This window comes from Nitrospira sp. (genome assembly GCA_029194675.1).
GTDB lineage: Bacteria > Nitrospirota > Nitrospiria > Nitrospirales > Nitrospiraceae > Nitrospira_D.
This window is the reverse complement of record JARFXP010000010.1, coordinates 1-18,415: the sequence shown is the minus strand read 5'-3', so window position 1 is coordinate 18,415 and position 18,415 is coordinate 1. Positions and strand designations below refer to the sequence as shown.

The 18,415-nt window shown below is 56.3% G+C and carries 19 protein-coding genes; 4 read left to right on the top strand and 15 right to left on the bottom strand.

Annotated features, from left to right (window positions below):
- Positions 1 to 174: 174 nt before the first annotated feature.
- The 9 genes from P0120_23850 to P0120_23810 all read right to left on the bottom strand — a co-directional run bounded on the left by P0120_23850 (position 175) and on the right by P0120_23810 (position 9,950).
- On the bottom strand, positions 175 to 1,638 hold the full coding sequence (locus P0120_23850; GenBank protein ID MDF0677343.1) for an IS1380 family transposase: 1,464 nt from the start codon (positions 1,636 to 1,638) through the stop codon (positions 175 to 177).
- Between the two features lie 102 nt (positions 1,639 to 1,740).
- Entirely contained in the window at positions 1,741 to 2,976 is a 1,236-nt protein-coding gene (amrB, locus tag P0120_23845; GenBank protein MDF0677342.1) for an AmmeMemoRadiSam system protein B, read from the bottom strand.
- A 56-nt stretch (positions 2,977 to 3,032) separates the two neighbouring features.
- Complete coding sequence (locus P0120_23840; GenBank protein MDF0677341.1) at positions 3,033 to 3,785, bottom strand: hypothetical protein; 753 nt, start codon at positions 3,783 to 3,785, stop codon at positions 3,033 to 3,035.
- A gap of 16 nt (positions 3,786 to 3,801) precedes the next feature.
- Complete coding sequence (locus tag P0120_23835; GenBank protein ID MDF0677340.1) at positions 3,802 to 4,626, bottom strand: hypothetical protein; 825 nt, start codon at positions 4,624 to 4,626, stop codon at positions 3,802 to 3,804.
- Positions 4,627 to 4,636: 10 nt separating this feature from the next.
- A complete protein-coding gene (locus P0120_23830; protein ID MDF0677339.1) occupies positions 4,637 to 5,287 on the bottom strand; it encodes a hypothetical protein in 651 nt (216 codons plus the stop codon).
- Positions 5,284 to 6,555 carry a hypothetical protein gene (locus P0120_23825; protein ID MDF0677338.1) on the bottom strand — a complete coding sequence of 424 codons (1,272 nt, stop codon included), beginning with the start codon at positions 6,553 to 6,555 and terminating at the stop codon, positions 5,284 to 5,286. The genes P0120_23830 and P0120_23825 overlap by 4 nt, the downstream gene beginning before the upstream one ends.
- Positions 6,552 to 7,676: a hypothetical protein gene (locus P0120_23820; protein ID MDF0677337.1), complete on the bottom strand. Its 1,125-nt coding sequence runs from the start codon at positions 7,674 to 7,676 to the stop codon at positions 6,552 to 6,554. The genes P0120_23825 and P0120_23820 overlap by 4 nt, the downstream gene beginning before the upstream one ends.
- A 73-nt stretch (positions 7,677 to 7,749) precedes the next feature.
- Complete coding sequence (locus tag P0120_23815; GenBank protein ID MDF0677336.1) at positions 7,750 to 9,582, bottom strand: glutamate mutase L; 1,833 nt, start codon at positions 9,580 to 9,582, stop codon at positions 7,750 to 7,752.
- Positions 9,579 to 9,950 carry a hypothetical protein gene (locus tag P0120_23810; GenBank protein ID MDF0677335.1) on the bottom strand — a complete coding sequence of 124 codons (372 nt, stop codon included), beginning with the start codon at positions 9,948 to 9,950 and terminating at the stop codon, positions 9,579 to 9,581. Before P0120_23810 ends, P0120_23815 begins: the two co-directional genes overlap by 4 nt.
- A 978-nt stretch (positions 9,951 to 10,928) precedes the next feature.
- Here P0120_23810 and P0120_23805 point away from each other — a divergent pair.
- The 4 genes from P0120_23805 (at position 10,929) to P0120_23790 (ending at position 12,812) form a co-directional block, all read left to right on the top strand.
- Positions 10,929 to 11,198, top strand: coding sequence for a BrnT family toxin (locus P0120_23805; GenBank protein MDF0677334.1), 270 nt, complete (start codon positions 10,929 to 10,931; stop codon positions 11,196 to 11,198).
- Complete coding sequence (locus tag P0120_23800; protein ID MDF0677333.1) at positions 11,188 to 11,439, top strand: hypothetical protein; 252 nt, start codon at positions 11,188 to 11,190, stop codon at positions 11,437 to 11,439. The genes P0120_23805 and P0120_23800 overlap by 11 nt, the downstream gene beginning before the upstream one ends.
- A 57-nt stretch (positions 11,440 to 11,496) precedes the next feature.
- Entirely contained in the window at positions 11,497 to 11,763 is a 267-nt protein-coding gene (locus P0120_23795; GenBank protein ID MDF0677332.1) for a hypothetical protein, read from the top strand.
- 92 nt (positions 11,764 to 11,855) lie between these two features.
- Positions 11,856 to 12,812, top strand: coding sequence for a hypothetical protein (locus P0120_23790; protein MDF0677331.1), 957 nt, complete (start codon positions 11,856 to 11,858; stop codon positions 12,810 to 12,812).
- Between the two features lie 244 nt (positions 12,813 to 13,056).
- Here P0120_23790 and plsY read toward each other — a convergent pair whose 3' ends face one another.
- The 6 genes from plsY to P0120_23760 form a co-directional block, all read right to left on the bottom strand.
- On the bottom strand, positions 13,057 to 13,662 hold the full coding sequence (plsY, locus tag P0120_23785; GenBank protein ID MDF0677330.1) for a glycerol-3-phosphate 1-O-acyltransferase PlsY: 606 nt from the start codon (positions 13,660 to 13,662) through the stop codon (positions 13,057 to 13,059).
- A gap of 182 nt (positions 13,663 to 13,844) precedes the next feature.
- The gene (locus tag P0120_23780) at positions 13,845 to 14,681 is read right to left on the bottom strand and encodes a hypothetical protein (GenBank protein ID MDF0677329.1); all 837 of its coding nucleotides are present in this window, start codon (positions 14,679 to 14,681) and stop codon (positions 13,845 to 13,847) included.
- A 103-nt stretch (positions 14,682 to 14,784) separates the two neighbouring features.
- Complete coding sequence (pgsA, locus tag P0120_23775) at positions 14,785 to 15,381, bottom strand: CDP-diacylglycerol--glycerol-3-phosphate 3-phosphatidyltransferase (protein MDF0677328.1); 597 nt, start codon at positions 15,379 to 15,381, stop codon at positions 14,785 to 14,787.
- Positions 15,382 to 15,396: 15 nt separating this feature from the next.
- Entirely contained in the window at positions 15,397 to 16,515 is a 1,119-nt protein-coding gene (locus P0120_23770; protein MDF0677327.1) for a KpsF/GutQ family sugar-phosphate isomerase, read from the bottom strand.
- On the bottom strand, positions 16,488 to 17,348 hold the full coding sequence (kdsA, locus tag P0120_23765) for a 3-deoxy-8-phosphooctulonate synthase (protein MDF0677326.1): 861 nt from the start codon (positions 17,346 to 17,348) through the stop codon (positions 16,488 to 16,490). Before kdsA ends, P0120_23770 begins: the two co-directional genes overlap by 28 nt.
- A 114-nt stretch (positions 17,349 to 17,462) precedes the next feature.
- Positions 17,463 to 18,415 (bottom strand): CTP synthase (locus P0120_23760; protein MDF0677325.1); only part of this gene is annotated, 953 nt, incomplete at its 5' end.

Sequence of the window (18,415 nt, the reverse complement as noted above, 5' to 3'; positions counted from 1 at the left end):
ATTAGGGTGTTTCCTAACCAGGAGGTAGGCTGGAGGTCTTCTGGGTATGGGACCGAGCCAGGTAGTTGGAGGCGCGACCAAGGTTTTGCGAGGAACGCCGTGCGAGGTCTGCGGCGGAGTGAATGCTTAGGCCAAACGCTTGCTATGATCCCGGATTCCGCAGTAGAGATCCGATTAGGGGGAGGCCCCAGACATCTGGTGTGATGGTTGGATCGTAGGCATGGAGGGATTGGGGGCGCGAGCGAGGGCGTGATCCTCGTTCTTGGCTGCACTCAAGTCCCAGTCCAACTGCGCCGCAATGGGCAGCCCCTCGGAAAGCGTGCGCAGGCGCTGGAGCAACTCGGACCGTTCCTCAGGGGGCACCGCGAACCGGACCCGCAGCCGTCGGGCGTCGGGGATCAGATCCGCCCCGACCAGGAAGACCAGATCTCGCACGGCTCGCAGCCGCCGCTCAAACCAGCCCGAGGGCAGAACCGTCTCGCGAAAGCCCATGAGCAGATTGTAGAGGACGCAGCCCGTGCGGAAGGCCGCATCGGTGGCCTCGAACGACTGGAGACAGAACGTGTCGAGACTCAAGTCCTCCTTCAGTTCCTTGATCCGGTTCTCACTGTCGGCTCGGCCCGCGTACATTCGGGTGACCAGTTCTGCGGCGAAGGGGACACTGGTGACGAAGACGCGGTACGTATAGCCCGGACACTCGATCAGCCGCCGCCCACTCGCATCGGGGCGATCCGTCAGCGTCTGGCGCAGACACACGAACCGCCGTGGCTGTCCGTGCCAGGCTAGCAACGTGGCCATCATGTCGGCGACCGCGATGCCCCGCGCGACGGGCCGCCAGTCGGCTTCCGGAATCCGGTGAATCACCACTTTGCGCACCAGCGGGGTGAGCCGCGCCACGATGATGTACGGCAAGTCCCGGGTTTCCAAGCAGTGCAAGAAGGCCGTGACAAAAAAGCCGGCATCGGCACGCACCAGGCCAATCTGGTGCCCGGCGGGCAATAGCGTCAGCGCTTGCGCCAGAAACTCCCGTGCGCCGTTGGCCGTCCCTGCATGGCCCGCCCGCAAGGTGGCCCACAAGAGCCGCCGACGCTCGCTCAACCACGCCACCAACGGATGATGGGAGGGGCGGCCACGCTTGATCGGGTTATGCCCCTTGAGACTCCCACCTTGCTCGCCATACCGACAGAACACGGTCGAATCCAAATCCAGCGTGTGGCCCAGCAGAATCGGTCGCATGGCCTTCAAGGAGAACCGCATCAGGGCCTCCGATACCTCGGTGGTCCGCCGGTACGTAAACCCACAGAAGAACCGCCGCAGCGTATCGGGCGAGGGAAACCGCGGCAGGCCCAGCAGCCGTGGCAACAGTGGATCCCGCCGATAGCGGGTCATGTGCGCAAAACGTTCAGCGCCCAGTGCCAGCCCATACCACCAGGCCAGCAGCACGTCCACGGTCGGAATCTGATTGTTGGAGGTCTTCGCAAAGGGGATCAGCAGCGGAGCAAGTGCCGCGCGCAGCCCGATCAATTCGAAATACAGCCGCAGTAGAATCGCACCGGCCCAGACGGTGATCGGATGGTCCGTGAAGGCAAAGCGAATCTTCGGATAGAGCGGTGATGCGGGAGCTGGACGGACGCGCATGCCAACCTCCTCTGTGGACAGGAGAATTTGGCCGCCTACTCTACATCAAAACCACTCTACTGCGGAATCCGGGATGATCATACGAAGGAGATAAATCTGGAATTAGAAGAACGCCATGCTGGCGTAGGTGACGGTGGAGTTGTATTGATCGGTGATGCCGCGATCGTAGCGGAGGACTTGGCCGTTTTCGGCTTGGATTAATCGGAGCAAGCTATAAATAGGAGAGAAGCCGGAGATACGGCGTTGATCGTTTTCCTTCTGAATGTATCCCGCGAATCCATCCGGCTTAAGTTCCTCGACCTGTTTCAACATTTCTAAGTCATGCTGCATCGAGCGGTGGAAGGAAAAATCGGTCGGTGGAGCGCTATCGCCGTAGCGGAGACCGAGGTGAGCCAACTCCCCTGCAGCAATGACGCACACGGTCCTTCCGGAGACACCAATTGTGTCTCGTAGGGCACTGAGGAATCGATCCACCGAGTTCCGAACAGTTGGATCCCTCAGGCTCAACGCGGAAAACGACGACAAAACCGGAATAATCGTGAAAGGCTTGCCGATGATGGTCTGAAGAAACGGCAGTTGAAATTCGATCGCATGCTCTGACTGATGAGCGATATCCTCCTCAAAGCACTCCGGCGCAACCGCCTTGAGGCGATTCACGATCGGCTGGTCCACCGACACCACACCGAGCGCGGTCTCAAAATCCTTGTCGGTCACGGCAAAGAGGTTTTCAAGGCCCGCATGGGCGGTCCCAATAAGAACATAGACATCAGGTTGTTGAGCCTCCTGTAACTCCTTGTATCCCCACGCATAGACCGGCCCGGCTTGCTTGAGATCGTAGGTCGGCACAACCAGGCCTTTGATCAACTTACCCTGATGCTCCGACGGTTTGAAATCCGGCCCGTCGCTTGATGTGAAGAAGCCGTCAATCTGCTTCCGCAGTTTGGCGCTATCCGCCTCGTAGCTACGCCCGGCAAAAGCTGCCTGTCGGGCTGTCTGTTGCCGATAGACGAGACAGGCCTGTTGCCGTGCCGACTCGGTTCTTGGCCCTTCCAAGAACAGCTTTTGTTCCAGATCCGCCACCAGTTGTTCCACGTGACTCGGCATCAGAAACTCGCCGAACCGTTTCAGGTACAACGCACCGATCTCTTGTAGGGAATGTTCACCATCGAAATGTTGCACGATGAAAAAAAAGTTCAACGGCAAAACCAGTTTCTCTCTGCTCAGGCCGCTGGGGTCCCACAGCACGATCAGCTGATCGTCCCCCTGCTTAATGGGGGAAAATTGCAAGTTCCGCAGGACTGGATATTGGGCGGGAGATTTTACGGCACCGGATGTCATAGCGGAGACATTGTAGGGGACGGACCGACGCCGCTGCAACCAACGTCATGACCGATCTATTGCCTATCAGGAGGATGATCTGGTCTTCGTCGAGCGAGCACGAAGAGCGCTCCAGCAATGAGAATCACTAACCAGATGGTAGGCCGACCATACGAGGCATCGGAGAATTCGATCAAATCGGTCAATCGGCCGATCAAGAGCGACATGCGAGCCATAACCGTGTACCCGAAAGCCGCGCCGAAAGAAATCATCAGGAAGATGATGCCGGTTCGCGCAACCGCCTTTCCCACCCCGCTATGCTCGATCGAAAAGAAGAAGTAGAACAGGACTGAGCTGACCCCGAGCAGGATGATGATCGCGTTGAGGTTGCTGGAAGGATTGAGCACATCCATCGAGAACGTAATGCCATCCGGCCCTGTAAGCGACAGCAACGGCCTCACCGTATCCTCGATTTGTTTCAGAATAAACGAGGAAATCGTCCTCGGAATCGCCAGCCCTGCCCCCATCCCGACGATCAGGGCAAACGCGTACCGGGACATCCAGGCGGCTTTCGGCACATATCGAGTCAACATGAGCATCCCGATGGCGACCGGAATCAGAAGAGCGACTTCACCATTTTCCACGATCGGCTTGACGACCAAGTGGACAATCACGGTATCGTATGTCTTGACGATTATGTACCCGACGGAGACTCCGACGTAGAGGTGTTCCGCCAGTTTGAAAAGCGGGTTGTCTTTGTACAGGAACGTGAAGATGAGGAGGGTCAAGCCGGTTGCAACCCAAGCCCCCACGATCAACTCAAACGGCATGGTTATCACTGATGCTTCACCCTCTCTGCTGCCGCAGCGAAAAGTAGAATGCGTTGCACATGATCACCAGGACAATGATGGCCATATGCGTGGCGGACTGCGCATCCATTCCGGCCACAGCCTTACCCTTCTGGCCGATGAGGCTTTCGTATTCCGCTGCGCCACGGAGACCGCCGATGAGACCGTTGATCTGCCCACTCCGTAGCAACGGATACAGTCCCGGAGCCATGACTCCCGTGCATCCGCCGCCCATTTCAAACTTGTATTTGTCTTTGCCGAAGACGTACCACTCTTCGACTCCGGGCTTCCCTGCTCCCAGGCTGACCATGTAAGTCACATCCTTCAAATTTCGCACGCCGTCCAAAATCGGCAAGTCCTTCGTGGGCTTGCCGCCATAGTCGCTGGGAAAGGCCGAATAGAGGTCCTGCCCCATATTGATGATCACCGCCTGCCCTCCCGGACTCCATCCGAGAAAGGCATAGTCTTTTCCGTATTCTTTCTCCATTTCTCTGGCGACTTGTGTGACCAACTGATCAGCCATCCCGGTACCGGACACCCATAGTGTCATGGTGATCACTCGAAGCTTTTTACTGAAAGCATGGCGCAGTATGGCTATAGCTTGGGGGTACAGTTCGGGTTTGGATGCCGGATCAAAATCAATTGAAAGGAGAAAGACCGAGTGTTCCGGCAGCGACTCGATATGGTCGTACACGCCGCGCACTTCCGAGGTAATCTTGATCGGCAAACCGACCGGATAGAGCAACGGCAAGAGTGTGCAGAGCCCAATCACCAGAAAGATGATCCGCCGATCGATCTGGAGCATCCGCTCAGAAAGAGTCATGCGAACGTTCTCACTCCTTACCGCCACCAAGATATGACCGTTCTACGCCGAAAATAATCTTGAACGACAAGGCCACGGCACCGAGACTGACTCCGATCAGAATAGCCCGGCGCACAGAGGCGTTGAGCACATTCAAGATCCAGGAAGACACATCGCCGCTCATGGGAATCAGATACTCGCCCAGCGGTACCCGTCCCATCATCACAATCACGGCTGCCACCAAGAGCACCGCCGCTTCACGACTTCTGGCCCTGAACGAACGGTAGGCAGCCGATGCGATGAAGAATGCCAGGATGGCGAACATCGTGCCTTGCAGCGGCACCATCATGAAGTTGTACACCCAGCCGAATGCCGTCATGGCCCCATCGACGCTCTCTTTTCCGTTGGCCCACAGTCCGACGGCAATCGTTCCTAGCATCCCGACATACAAGACAAGGCTATAGCCCCATCCCGCTTCTTGCCGTTTGATCTTGACCGCATGTTGATGAAACAGACTGGTTACACCCAAGATCAATGCGAACCCCCCGATGATCTGCAGCCACTTCGTGGCAGAGGTGAGCATCTGTTCCGAGGCCGGATGCGGCACATAGTACTGGCCAGCGAACAGCAAACCGGAAATCAACGTGATCAAAAGTGGAAGTTGCCGGCGCAGGAAGATCATTTGAGATCCCGAAAGAGGTCGAGAAAGATCTGCGGCCATTGGGCACCGGTGACGACTCCGACCGTCGCCAAGACCGTCCCAACGGCCAGCACGCTCAAGATCACGGCCTTCCCAATGTCTTGACCACGGAGTGTTCCGATCTGGACCGGCTCTTTGGAAAGGTACGCACTGGCAGCGTAGAGCTCTTCACCGATCAACGTGTAATCGCACGTCGTCACGAAAAACGGCAACTGGTGATCCGAGTCGGTGCCTGCAATCTGAATCGCGCCGGTACTGGCGCCGGTTTCTGTCAGGAGCAAGGCCTCCGCAAAATACGCCCCCATGAAGAAATTGGCGGCCGGCTTCTTCCGCAGCATGATGCCGTCCACCGCCGCTGTGTAGCTGAACTGATCGGCCGTGATAAAAAAGTTGGCGTCTTCCTTGAAGAGATCGGGCTTTCCCGCTTCCAAATAGGCCTGCTTGGTAATCTCCTGACAGACCGCCATCGTAATCGGCTCCCGGTGAGGCACCATCAGTTCCGTTTCGTACAGCGCAGCCCGTTTCGCGACCTTCCCCAAGATGACCGCAGCGGCGATCGTCGAAGGATCATGCAGGTCGTGCGCGCCGGTCAGATAGAGGATCGGCTTGCCAAGCTCCGTCGCTCGTCCGATCGCTTCATCCACTGCATCAAGCCCCGGAATGCGACGCAGAAAGATCTCGTTTCGTTTCGCGTGACTGATCGTGTAGAAGACCAGCCCTCCGAATGAGATGGCGATGATCAGATTATTGAGCTGGTTCCAGTTGAACCAGTCAGGCGAAGGAGTGGCCACCAAGACCGGGCTGAACATCCGCCGATCGTCTTGAACCGTTGCCACCGCAACCGCATAGGACGTGCCATCCTTGACCTCGACGCCCTTGGCACTTCTGATGATCGTCTGATGCCACGTCTTATCTACATTCCTTGTCCACCACGCCGTTTTTGTGCCTTTGACATACTTGGTGTTCGCCGGGAATTCCGCGACAACCGTGAATATCGCAGGATCAGTCGCGGAGGCATCGCCGACCAAGACCTGATAACGGACATCAGGGCTATCCCATGGCGCGGGAGCCCACTGTACCGTGAGGCTCCCTCCTCCATCGCTTGGCGTGTCGAAGACCTGTATATCTTGAGGCGTCGTCAACGCTGACTGTGCGAATACCGGAGAACTCACGAAAACGAAACAGACCAGCGTCCAGAGCACCGCATAGGCTTTTTGCATAACAGTTGAGGGTTGGGTAACGGACCTCATGCCCCTTCGATCACCTCGATGTTCGTCCGTGGGACAACCACTTTCTGTCCATCAGAAAACCTCACTTCCAACACACGCACTTCGCTTTCTGTGGAAATCCTGGTGAGCTCGGACGGAAGCGCCGACACTTCGCCGATACGCCCGAACAAAGGATCACGGATGATCCGGACCGGATCGCCGAGGCTGATTCCTTCTCGTTGCGACTGAGTGGTCATTCCGACGGCTGTCTCTCCCCGTGGAATGATAATTTCTGGACGGATCACTCCGGCTCTGATCTGTGTGGCGCCGGAAATCGAGGCTTTCTGGCCAGCATGAGTGGAGAGCAACTTGAATGTCTTGGCCGCCATTGGAATCGTCCCGAAGCCCTCGGTCAGGATCAACGTAAATCCCACCTGTTCCGTCCCGGTGATGGCAACGCCAAGGTCATACCCCAACAAGGCGCGCAGATCTTCATCGTGAATCCCGCCGACAACCAAGCCGGCCACACCGACTGTCTTGGCCTGCTTCATGGCCTCAGCTGAAAGGAACGATCCTCCGACCACGACTTTGCCCTTCATGGTCGGATTGAAATGACTCGGAGTGAGTGGTTCGTCCGTAGCCTGCACTGCCATCACAATTTCACCGGAAGTTTCCCCTCCGATGCCGAAGATCCCTTGGACGAGGCTACAAGTTGTCTCGACGACGACACCCTGCTGCGGAATCGTTTCGATGATCGTTCCGTCCACATAGGCAAGCAGCTGAAGCACCCGTGGAGGTTCGCGCAGGAGGACTTGCCCGGTCACGGTTGACACCGATTCGATTGTTCCCGCAACCGGCGAATGAATCTCCGTCTTAAACCATTTGATCAGCGGCTTGTTCTCGGCGAGGATCTCGTCCTTTTCGACAACATCGCCTTCCTTCTTGGTCAGATACTCTCTGATTTCGCCAGGGGCCACGCTGAGTTGATTGGCGAGATTGACTGGAAAGACTTTTCCCGGCAACTCCGCTCGGGCCACCACCTGTTCGGAACGGACTCTGTCACCGACATGGACTAATATTTTTCCGGGCAGAGGCAACATGCGCCGCCGATGAACGACCGTATGATCGGTGACCGTGAGACCAGGTGTGTATGAATGAGCCATCTTGTTCAGCAGGACTGAGCAACGAGGACTGTGGACTGAGTGAATGCGTCTTCTCTTGGCACCTCAGTCCTCACTACTTAGCAGTCTGGTACAACTCGACTGCGTCAAACCATTTCGTGAGGGCCACGACACGGTCTTGTTGGTCAGCCGGAAGTTGTAGTGGTCGCCCGCGGCCATCCAGCAAGAGTCCGACAACACCCCCGTGGACTTCCTTGGTAAGGGCCATACCCGCCCCAGCCCCTATGTTGACTCTCCTGGAAGGCTGGACCTTGATCGTCGCCTGTTCGCCAGAGTTCAATGGAAACGACCTCAACTCCCCAAACTTCAATTGCTCTTTGGTGGTCTTCCCATCGGGCCAGAAAATTTCATAGTCGGCACACAGTTCCCCGTCTTTGCCCTGTCCGATCGGTGCCACACAGGTTCCGAGATAGATCATGCAATCCCGGACGAACACATCCGTTGCCGCCTTCTCATTGATCGTGGACAGTACCCCGAGATGCGGCATCATGAAAATGCTGTCGACCGACAATCTCGTGCAGCCCATCGGTTCATAGGCATCGACCATCATCAGCATCGACTGGATGCGACGAGGCGCATGCGAGAGAATCCCGCCGCTTCCGACGATCAGGTCCAGCTTTAACATATCGATCAACGTCTTGCCGGAAGTCTGCTGTTCGAAGACATCCGAAATCGTCCGCTCCTGCTGGACACCCTTCAACCCTGTGGCCAGCGACTTGTGGTGAATCAAAGCCAGCCGCAAGGCTTCACGCGCGATGGCCTGCTCGATTTGCAGTTCATCGAGTGTCTGTGGAATGGTCGTCGGACGGATCATCTTGTTCTTGATACGGTTCCGCAGCGTCTGCTCGTCGATAGTAAAGGGGACCCAGCGCATGATATTGGCCAGTCCCGCTTCGGCAAGGACATTCGACACACTGTATGACATGCCGAGATTGGCGCTGACTGTGCGGTTGAAGACGCCATCGAAAACAGAAAAGACGTCCGTCGTCGCTCCCCCGATATCGACGCCGATCAGGTTCAAATGTTCCCGCTTGGCGATCGTCTCCATGATCAGACCGACTGCTGCGGGAGTCGGCATAATCGGCGCTCCCGCCATGTCGATGAGCCTCTTATAACCGGGCGCCTGCTGCATGACATGTTCGAGAAACAGGTCATGAATCTTGTTTCGCGCCGGAGCCAAGTTCTCTCGTTCCAGGACCGGCCGAATATTTTCCGTCACGACCAGCGCCGATTTGTCTTCCAGAATCTTTTTCACTTGCGGCTGGGCTTCCTTGTTGCCCGCATAGATGAGCGGCAACTTGTAGGTCGCGCCAAACCGTGGCCGAGGTTCCGCCGCCGCCACATATTCCGCCATCTCCACCACGTGGGTCACGGCGCCTCCATCGGTCCCACCCGACATCAGAATCATATCGGGTCTCATGGAGCGGATCCGTTCGATCTTTTCGTGTGGCAATCGCCCATCGTTTGCGGCCAACACATCGATCACGATGGCTCCTGCGCCCAGCGCCGCTCGCTGCGCGCTTTCACCTGTCATGTTCTGCACGACCCCGGTCACCATCATCTGCAAACCACCACCGGCGCTGCTGGTGGAGATGTAAATATCCACACCCGTCTTATCATCCCGGCAGGGCGTGATGATTTTGTCGCTGTCTAAGATCTTCCGACCCGAGAGCTCCTCGATTTCAGCGATGGCATTGAGCACGCCGCGCGTCACATCTTCGAACGGGGCTTCAACCGTCGTCGGCGCTTCTCCGCGATAAGTCTGCCGATACTCCTCACCGACTTTCTCGATGAGAATGGCTTTAGTCGTGGTACTGCCGCAATCGGTGGCAACAATGACGTTGAGAGGACGGTCGATCTTGGGAGCGGTGAAAGCGGAAGCCGTCATTGAGCCGTTGCTCCCTTTGGAGCAGACTTGGCTTCAATCATGGAAATAAGGCGAGTCACCGTGTCACGGCGTTCAAGCAATCGAGCAACCTGTTCAACTTCTTTGGCATTAAACACACAATCGATGATCGGTGTGATGAAATGCAGCGCCTGACTTCCGAGAAAGTTCATGGGCCCCATGGATTCCAAAAACATCGTCGCTGGAGCTGCCATGCCACGCTTGACGATCGTCTCGGCAATCCGTTCCAGAAATTGAACGTCTTCACTGGCGAGAGGCTGAGTCTCAGGACGAACAGCAAACGCATGGCGAAGTCCGGCTCGAACTTTCGCCAGCTTCTCCGCTGCGTTTCCCCTGAAAGGCGATCGCATAAGTGTACGCCGGATAAGGCAAACCGCAAACGAGTCGCATTATATGAAGGGGGTGGAGGAGAGTCAATTCAACGAAGCTCATTGGATGGCCCGAGATTTAGTCTGAATAACCTCTACCGCAATGATGTATCTTGCGAATCTCGGCGCGGCGGACAGCCCCACCGTGCTCACTCCACCCATCCCCCAGTGGGACCCTTCCGTTGCACGCGGTGGGGCGCCCCGTCCACCACGCCACATACTGTACTTTTTCTTCTAACTACGAAATGTTTTCGGATTGGGATTGGTTGAGATTCATCACAAATATTCGGTAGGCTTAGTCATCAGAAGACATGATGACCATCAAACTCATCTCCCGCGAGACGGTTGCTGAAAAGCTTGCCGCACACTTACATCATGAATTGTCGCTAGAGAGCCTGGTAGCCTGGGCAGAATCGGCTTTCATGGATGGCGAATTCGACCCAGCTCATCTTCCAACCATTCGCGACGTCATAGCGAGGATCGGCGTCGCCGACGTGCGCGCATTTGGCCTCACCTGGGAAGATTGTGGAGCCCCACGGCAGACAGTCGTGCTCCCGGGTGGTTCTTCAGCGACACCTCGCCGAAGCGTGTCCGCACTATACCAAGACTTCGGAGGACACCAGCCGCGCATTCCTCCATGGCTCCATCCTCCGCAGCTGACTAGTGCGGAGAGACGGGCAACCGCGGCCCCTTGCTGAGGCGGGCGAGCATCTCCTCACGCAGCTCGGCTATTCCGCACAAGTCAGCCTCGTCGCCCGGTGATTTCCGTTGGTTCACGCCGCAGCTATAGGGAAACGATGCCGTTCGGCCTAGTCCCCCGACTCACAGTATGGAGAGCGTTGACAAGTGATGGGACATGCGCAAGAATTCCCATAGTCTTCTGCCCATGTTGGTTACTATATCGGTTGATATGTTCTCATGGTAGACGCCAAGTAGTGACCCCGGATCTGGAACCGCTGAATGCAATTTGAGTGGGATCGTGAAAAGGCCAAGCGGAACATTCGGAAACATGGAGTGTCCTTTGACGAAGCGGTAACGGTGTTTTATGATCCCCTATCCGCCACCTTCGATGATCCTGATCACTCCGTCGGTGAGCGGAGGTTCATCACGGTTGGCTACTCCATACACGGAAGGCTATTAGCCGTTTCACACACTGAGCGCGGCAAGGCCATACGTATCATCAGCGCACGACCTGCGACGCGACACGAGAGGAAGCGACATGAAACGTAAGGGCGAAGTCTCCAGCGGCGATCTCCGCCCCGAATACACCTTCGACTATTCGAAGGCGGTTCGGGGGAAATATTATCGCCGCCTGCTAGAGGACGGAGCGAACGTCGTCGTGCTCGAACCCGATGTTGCCAAGGCTTTCCGAAATTCGACAGCAGTGAACGAGGCCTTGCGCTCTCTCTTGAAGGTGGCACGTCTATCTACCCGCTCAAGCCGAGCGGCGCGAAAGCACACCACTGCTTAGCGGAGGCACGTCAAACGCTGAACGGGAGAATCCCCGTAAAAGCAATGGGGACACATCTTGTTCTGTGCATGCCCTCAAGCCAGCCATGCCCATGGCGCGACCGTTGCGCAGCACATTTGCTGCGGTGCTGAATCCGCGCTGATGGAAGGCGAGTTCGACCCCGCTCATTTCGCAGTCATTCGTGATGCAATAGCCCGCATCGGCGTCGCCGACGTACGTGCCTTCGGACTGACCTGGGAGGACTGCGAGCAACTCCTCTTGCAACTCGGCTATTCCGCACAAGTCGGCATCGTCGACAGTACTACGGAGAGCGTTGACAAGTGATCGTGCACCCGTAACAATCACGCGCCAGTTTTTGGTTCGTTGGTGTACTATGCCGGTCAGTGTGCTTAGTAGTTAGGCATCGCAACCACTCCATGTCTCAACTCATCGTCCGAAAGCATATACGCTTTCATAGTTTTGGCGCATCCAGGTGGCGGAAGCAGGATCACGATACACCGCTCTCCTTGCAGTTGGCGCGAGCGAGGGCTGTCATCTATTTGGAGGAAGAGCAGTACCTCTGGAAACGAGACGTGATCATGTTGCCAAATGGGCGTATCGAACTTCACTACGCACCAGCGCCTACAGATCTCGTCCAGAGTCTCGCGCGCAAGGGCGCGGCCAATACATTAGCAGCCGAAGAGATCTACGACGTCTATGTCGAAGCCCACACTAGGTTCGAGGCCCTCCTGTACTCAGCTGGGAAGGTTCGATATCTGATGGGTATGGATCCGGAGTCAATAACCAACTTCTTCTCCAATGGCGTCTTGTCTCGCGATCAAGTCGAGTGGAGCCTTGATGGAAAGACGTTCACGCCATTTCAACCGAAACTTCGCAAACCACGCGGGCTAAACCCGCTGTACACCGCAGCGCAGCTAATCACTCCAGTACGCTGGCGAGACATGCAGCGCGCTGCTGAGAATGGAAACTTTCCGGAAGGCGAGCTGCTTGAGCTCTATAGAATTCGAAGCAAGGCCGGTTGGCGGAAGCTAAGTACTGCGGCTATAGAAGCATCAATCATTTCCGAAACACTACTTCGCGCTTATGGCCTTAAGGCCCTCAAGGAAAGCGGCTTCAGCAACAATAAGCTCAAGCGCCTTCGTGACGAACTAACGTTCAACAACCTACTGAACATCGTGCTTCCGCTTTCTCTTGGCAAGACCGACCTGTGCCGCGTTGAGTCTGCCATCGATGCTGTCGATCGTTTACGAGGCATCCGAAACGATCTGGTTCACGGAAAGATCACACAGAAGGAGGTGGAGGGGGCACTGGTGGAACAAGGAATCGACGGCGCCATCAAGCTCGCCCGCTTTCTTCAGGCCAAACTCGCCTAGCGATATCTAACCCTCTTATCAAGCAGAGAGCCTACGCCATGGTCTCCCGCTTAATTGGACGCCAACTCTCTCTCACTTCTGAATAACACCTGCTGTGATTGCTGAGCACTAGCCTTCACCCTTCCACCAAGATCCATCTCACGATAAAGTGAAGAAGAGTCAGAAGAGGGCGTTTCCTGCGCGCATCGAAGGCCCTTCTGAGGGCGCGCGTTCGGCGAGCAAGAAGGACGGCCTGGCTGATCCCCTAATTCTTCCGCTCTCCCATCTTACTTTCCGTCCCCTTCCGCAACCGTTCGATATTCCCCTTGTGTTTGATGAAAATCAGCCCGCTCACGGCGAGTGAGAAGAGGATGAATGCTGTCGTCGGGCGAAGCAGCAAGGCGATCAGGGGAAAGAGTCCAAAAGCTGTCAGTGCGCCGCCGGAAGAATAGCGCCAGATGGCCACCGCACCAATCCACGCCAGGAGCAGCAACAAGCCAATTAGCGGTGCAACACCGAGAACTGAGCCAAGCGCCGTCGCGACACCTTTACCACCCTTGAATCCAAGAAACGGCGAAAAGAGATGGCCTAGAAACGGAGCGAGTGCGACGAACAAAATAGCCCATTCATCTTGCAACAGCTGTGTGGCCGCGAAGCCCATTATCCACCCTTTACCCATATCCCCGATCAAGGTCAGGATGCCGGCCTTCTTGCCCGACACACGCAGGACATTTGTAAAGCCGACGTTCTTGCTTCCGACCGTGCGGGGATCAGGCAATCCCATCGCCTTTGAGATGACGACCCCAAACGGGATGGCACCTAAGAAATAGCCGCAGACGGCGAGTCCAATAATGAGTACTTGTTGTTCCATCTTAGGATAGAGTCCAAGAACTACGTTCGTGGTGAGCTTGTCGAACCATGAACGGAACTGCCTGAAGTCGGACGGACGCCCTTCGACATGCTCAGGGCGAACGGATTATCACAGGAATGGAAGGGAGGCAACACTAGCGTTCCTCAACGTTCTTCAGCCACGCCTTACTTGATGCTCAGACGTCACTGAAACTTATCCGGATGCGCAAAAAACTCCAGCATGACTCGATTCAGGTTGGGCCATTCGCGATGACTACCGGCTCCTTCGCAGTAGAGCGTTGCACCATTCGGCGCACATCCTTGATAGGCACGACATCCGCCCTTCACTGGTTTTGTCTTCGTGACATCGCAACGATTGCATCTCGCCCACCAGGCTGATGTTTGGGCTCCCCAACCCGGAAATAAACTATCGTTCTTGCTGTGCATGATCATGACCGGAATGGGCTCGCGACATTGAAACTCTTCGAGATCCTTCCCCGTCCATCCCGCCGCGCTCGGTGCGACCGATGCTGGGATCGTCCTCGTCTGTTCGAGCACAGCCAGCGCCAACGTAGCGGTGCCACCATCGGAGTGACCAGTAATAAACACTCGCTTCTGGTCGATGCACCACTCCGTTGCGATTTGGCCAGGAATGGCCCCAAGCCACTCAATGGCAGGAATGTTCAATTGCAGATGATCGGCATAGACCACTATAAACCCGGCGCCTGTGGCTGCGGTCGTGAGGCCGGTGAGGCCTTCCGACGCCCAGCGGCTTTGTCCGGCCGGAGCGTAGACCATCAAGAGAGGATGAGTAACCGCGGCATCGTAGTTTGAGGGCGTGCGGACCATATATTTAATGCCATAGGGGGAGACTTTCCCATCGGTTGCACCGGCAGGCCCAGGACGGGCACCGGACGGACAATGCCCGGTCGCCTTCCCGTAAACAAACGTGCCGAGTTGAGGCGGTTGCGCGTTTTCGCTGCAGGCTGTGAGGGTGAAGTGGAGAAGGACCAACGCGCAGGCAGATCTGAAAAGTCGCACGTTGCCCACCACGTCGCGGCTAGACTAGCGAGATTCCATTCTCTTCAAGACCAACGAAAGTGCACAGTGGTCCCGGAGACCTGGCGTGGTTGCTGACCTGCCGTCAGAGTCCCTTCGCGACGACCTGCTTCCAGAAGGTCCATACATACTGACTGCCGGAGATGTAGCCCAGCAGCAACGAGAGATACAACGTGACGGTGCCGGCTAAGTGCAAATTGCCGAGTTGGGCAAGCCCTGTCCCTTCTAAGATCAGCAGGATGATGGCCACAACTTGGAGCGCCATCTTATACTTGCCGGTCGTCTCCGCCGGGATGATCATCCCTTCACTCGCAGCAATGGCGCGGATGCCGGTAACCGCGACTTCGCGCGCGATAATCAGCAACGCCACCAGCGCGCTGACCCGATCCACGTTCATGAGGAGAATCAGGGCCGACAAGACCAGAAGTTTGTCCGCGATCGGATCGAGCAGCTTGCCGAGCTTCGTCACCTGGCCGGTTCGCCGGGCGATATAGCCGTCCAACATATCCGTCACCGCCGCGACGGTAAAGATGATGGCTGCGGCTAGCGACTGATCAGGCGTTGGATTGACGAAGAGAATGATGAAGACAGGAATCAAGAGAATGCGGACGAGCGTGAGGAGATTGGGCAGATTGAGCGAGTCCTGCCCAATGTCTCGCCACACCTCCAGAACGCGGTTCATGGCTGCATCTATCCCCTAGACAATCCCGTTTTTTAATAAATCGTGCAAATGAATCACACCGCGAATCGTCCGACCCTCTTCCGTCACCACCAGCGTCGTGATCGAATATCGCTCCATCATCTCCACCGCGGTTGCCGCCAATTCGTGTGGTCCGATCGTTTTGGGATTGTGCGAGGCCAACTCGCTTGCTGTCGTGTTCACCATATCCGTGCCCCGCTGGATGAAGCGTCGCAAGTCGCCGTCGGTAATCACGCCGACCAACGCACCTTCCTGATCGACCACAGTCGTCATGCCGAGCTTTTTTGCGCTCATTTCAAGCATGGCCGCCATGCCTCCGACGCTGGCTTGGACCATCGGGATCTCGGAATCGGCATGCATGAGATCTTTCACCTTGACCAGCAACCGCCGCCCCAAGGTGCCGCCTGGATGGAATCGCGCAAAATCCTCTTCTTTGAACTGCCGTTTTTGTAGGAGGGCGACGGCCAACGCATCGCCTAATGCCAACGTGGCGGTCGTGCTGGCGGTCGGGGCCAGTCCCATCGGGCAGGCTTCTTCCTGTACCGACACATCGAGCGCAACATCGGCATTTTTCGCCAGGGTCGAAGTCATCCGCCCCGTGAACGCAATCACCGGAATCCCCAGACGTTTCACGTACGGAAGCAATTGAAGTAACTCTTGCGTCTCGCCGCTGTTGGAAATCGCGACCAGCGCATCCCGACGAGCCAACATGCCCAGATCTCCGTGCACCCCTTCGGCGGGATGCAGGAAGAATGACGAAGTACCGGTGCTCGCGAGCGTCGCAGCAATTTTTTGTCCGATGTGGCCTGACTTACCCATCCCCGATACGGCGACCTTTCCCTTGCATTGAACGAGCAGATCCACGGCCTTCGCAAACTTGGCATCCAGCCGGTCCACAAGCGATTGAACGGCTCGCGCTTCGATTTCGAGGACACGCCGGCCATCGGAGAGACTTTCCTCCATTTTTGCGGCTTTCAATTCACGACCGGTTGGTTTCACCACCATGGTCTTGCTGCCTCTCGTCACGGCCTTCGATACTGGACTTGTTGCCTTCACCTTCGTCGTTTTGTTGCGTCGCGCGGATGGTTTCAGCTTCTTGGCTTTGTTGCGTCGCATATCCGCATGACTCGTTCAAGTAGAGATTTTAATTGATGTAATGGCACCATGTTCGGTCCATCGGACAGCGCCTCGTCAGGATTCGGGTGAACTTCCATGAAGAATCCGTCGACGCCCGCTCCGGCCGCTGCGCAAGCCAGCGGCTCGACAAATTCACGCTGGCCGCTGGATTTGGTCCCTCCACCTCCAGGCAACTGGACACTATGCGTCGCATCAAAGACGACAGGATACCCGAAATTTCTCAAAATAGGAAAGGACCGCATATCCACGACAAGATTGTTGTAGCCGAAGGACGATCCCCGCTCGGTGAGCAGAATCCGCTGACTTCCGCACTCTTCGATCTTCTTCACCGCATTGCCCATCTCTATCGGCGAGAGGAACTGGCCCTTCTTCACGTTCACCACTTTTCCGGTTTGTGCAGCCGCAATCAGGAGATCCGTCTGGCGACAGAGAAAGGCTGGAATCTGGAGAACATCCACGACTTTCCCCGCTTCCGTCGCCTGCTCCTCTGTATGCACATCGGTCAAGACAGGCAGACCAAAGTGGTCCTTCACCTTGCTCAGGATGGCCAGACCATCTTTGATCCCAGGACCACGAAACGACTTGATGGAGGTGCGGTTAGCCTTGTCGAATGACGACTTGAAGATGTACGGAATCCCCAGTCCCTTCGTCAGCTCGGCGACTCGCCCTGCCGTGTCCATCACGACCTGTTCGCTCTCGATCACACAAGGCCCGGCAATCAAAAACGGCCGCTGCCCTTGTCCGACTTTGAACGTTCCAATATCGACGAGATGCGTCATAGCTTTCAGATTCGTTTCATGTGAGGTGCTCAAACCGGCTTTCCAACAAGGCCGCAGGCAAGTCAACACCGGAAGCGTACCCTCTGGGGTACGTTGAGGATTTTGACGAGCCGAGAACGCAGTTGGAAGTCGGTTTCAGCATCTCACCTACTGGCCGAGTTTCTTGCGCAGGGCAGCTCCTACGAACCCACTAAAAAGCGGATGGGGACGGTGGGGACGGGAACTGTATTCAGGGTGAAATTGAGTCCCCAAGAACCAAGGATGATCCTTCAACTCAATGATTTCGACCAATCGCCCGTCAGGAGAGACCCCGCTCAAGACCAGTCCCTTCGCGGTCAGTCGTTCACGATACGCGTTATTGAATTCATAGCGATGGCGATGGCGTTCACGAACCTCGCTCACACCGTACATCTTCTGCGCAAGCGTCCCCTCGCCCAACTTGCAGAGATACGATCCGAGTCGCATGGTCCCCCCCTTGTCGATCACACCATGCTGATCGGGCATGAGATGAATCACGGGATGAGGCGATCGCTCCTCAAACTCGGCGCTGTTGGCACCGCCCAGTCCGGCTACATTCCGCGCAAATTCGATCGCGGCACATTGCATGCCTAAACACAGGCCGAGGAATGGGACCTGACGTTCCCGTGCATACCGAATGGTCGTCACTTTTCCCTCTATCCCTCGCGTCCCAAATCCACCGGGAATCAAGATGCCGTCTGCCTCTCGCAGGATTCGCTCCGTCCCCTGCCGTTCGATATCTTCGGACTCGATCCAATCGATATTGACCTTGGTTTCATGATCGATCCCACCATGGACCAGCGCTTCTCCCAAGCTCTTGTAGCATTCTTTCAGTCCCACATACTTGCCCACCAACGCGACAGAAATTTCATGCTTCGGACGCTTGATCTTTTGCACCATCGCATCCCACTCGCGAAGATTGGGCTGGCCGGTCCCCACATGGAGCTGACGAACAATCAATTCGTCCAACCCCTCTTTTCTGAATACGATCGGCACTTCGTAGATCGTCTCGACATCTTTGGCCGTGATGACGGCATCCTTATCCACATTACAGAACATCGCGATCTTGCCCTTGAGCTCCG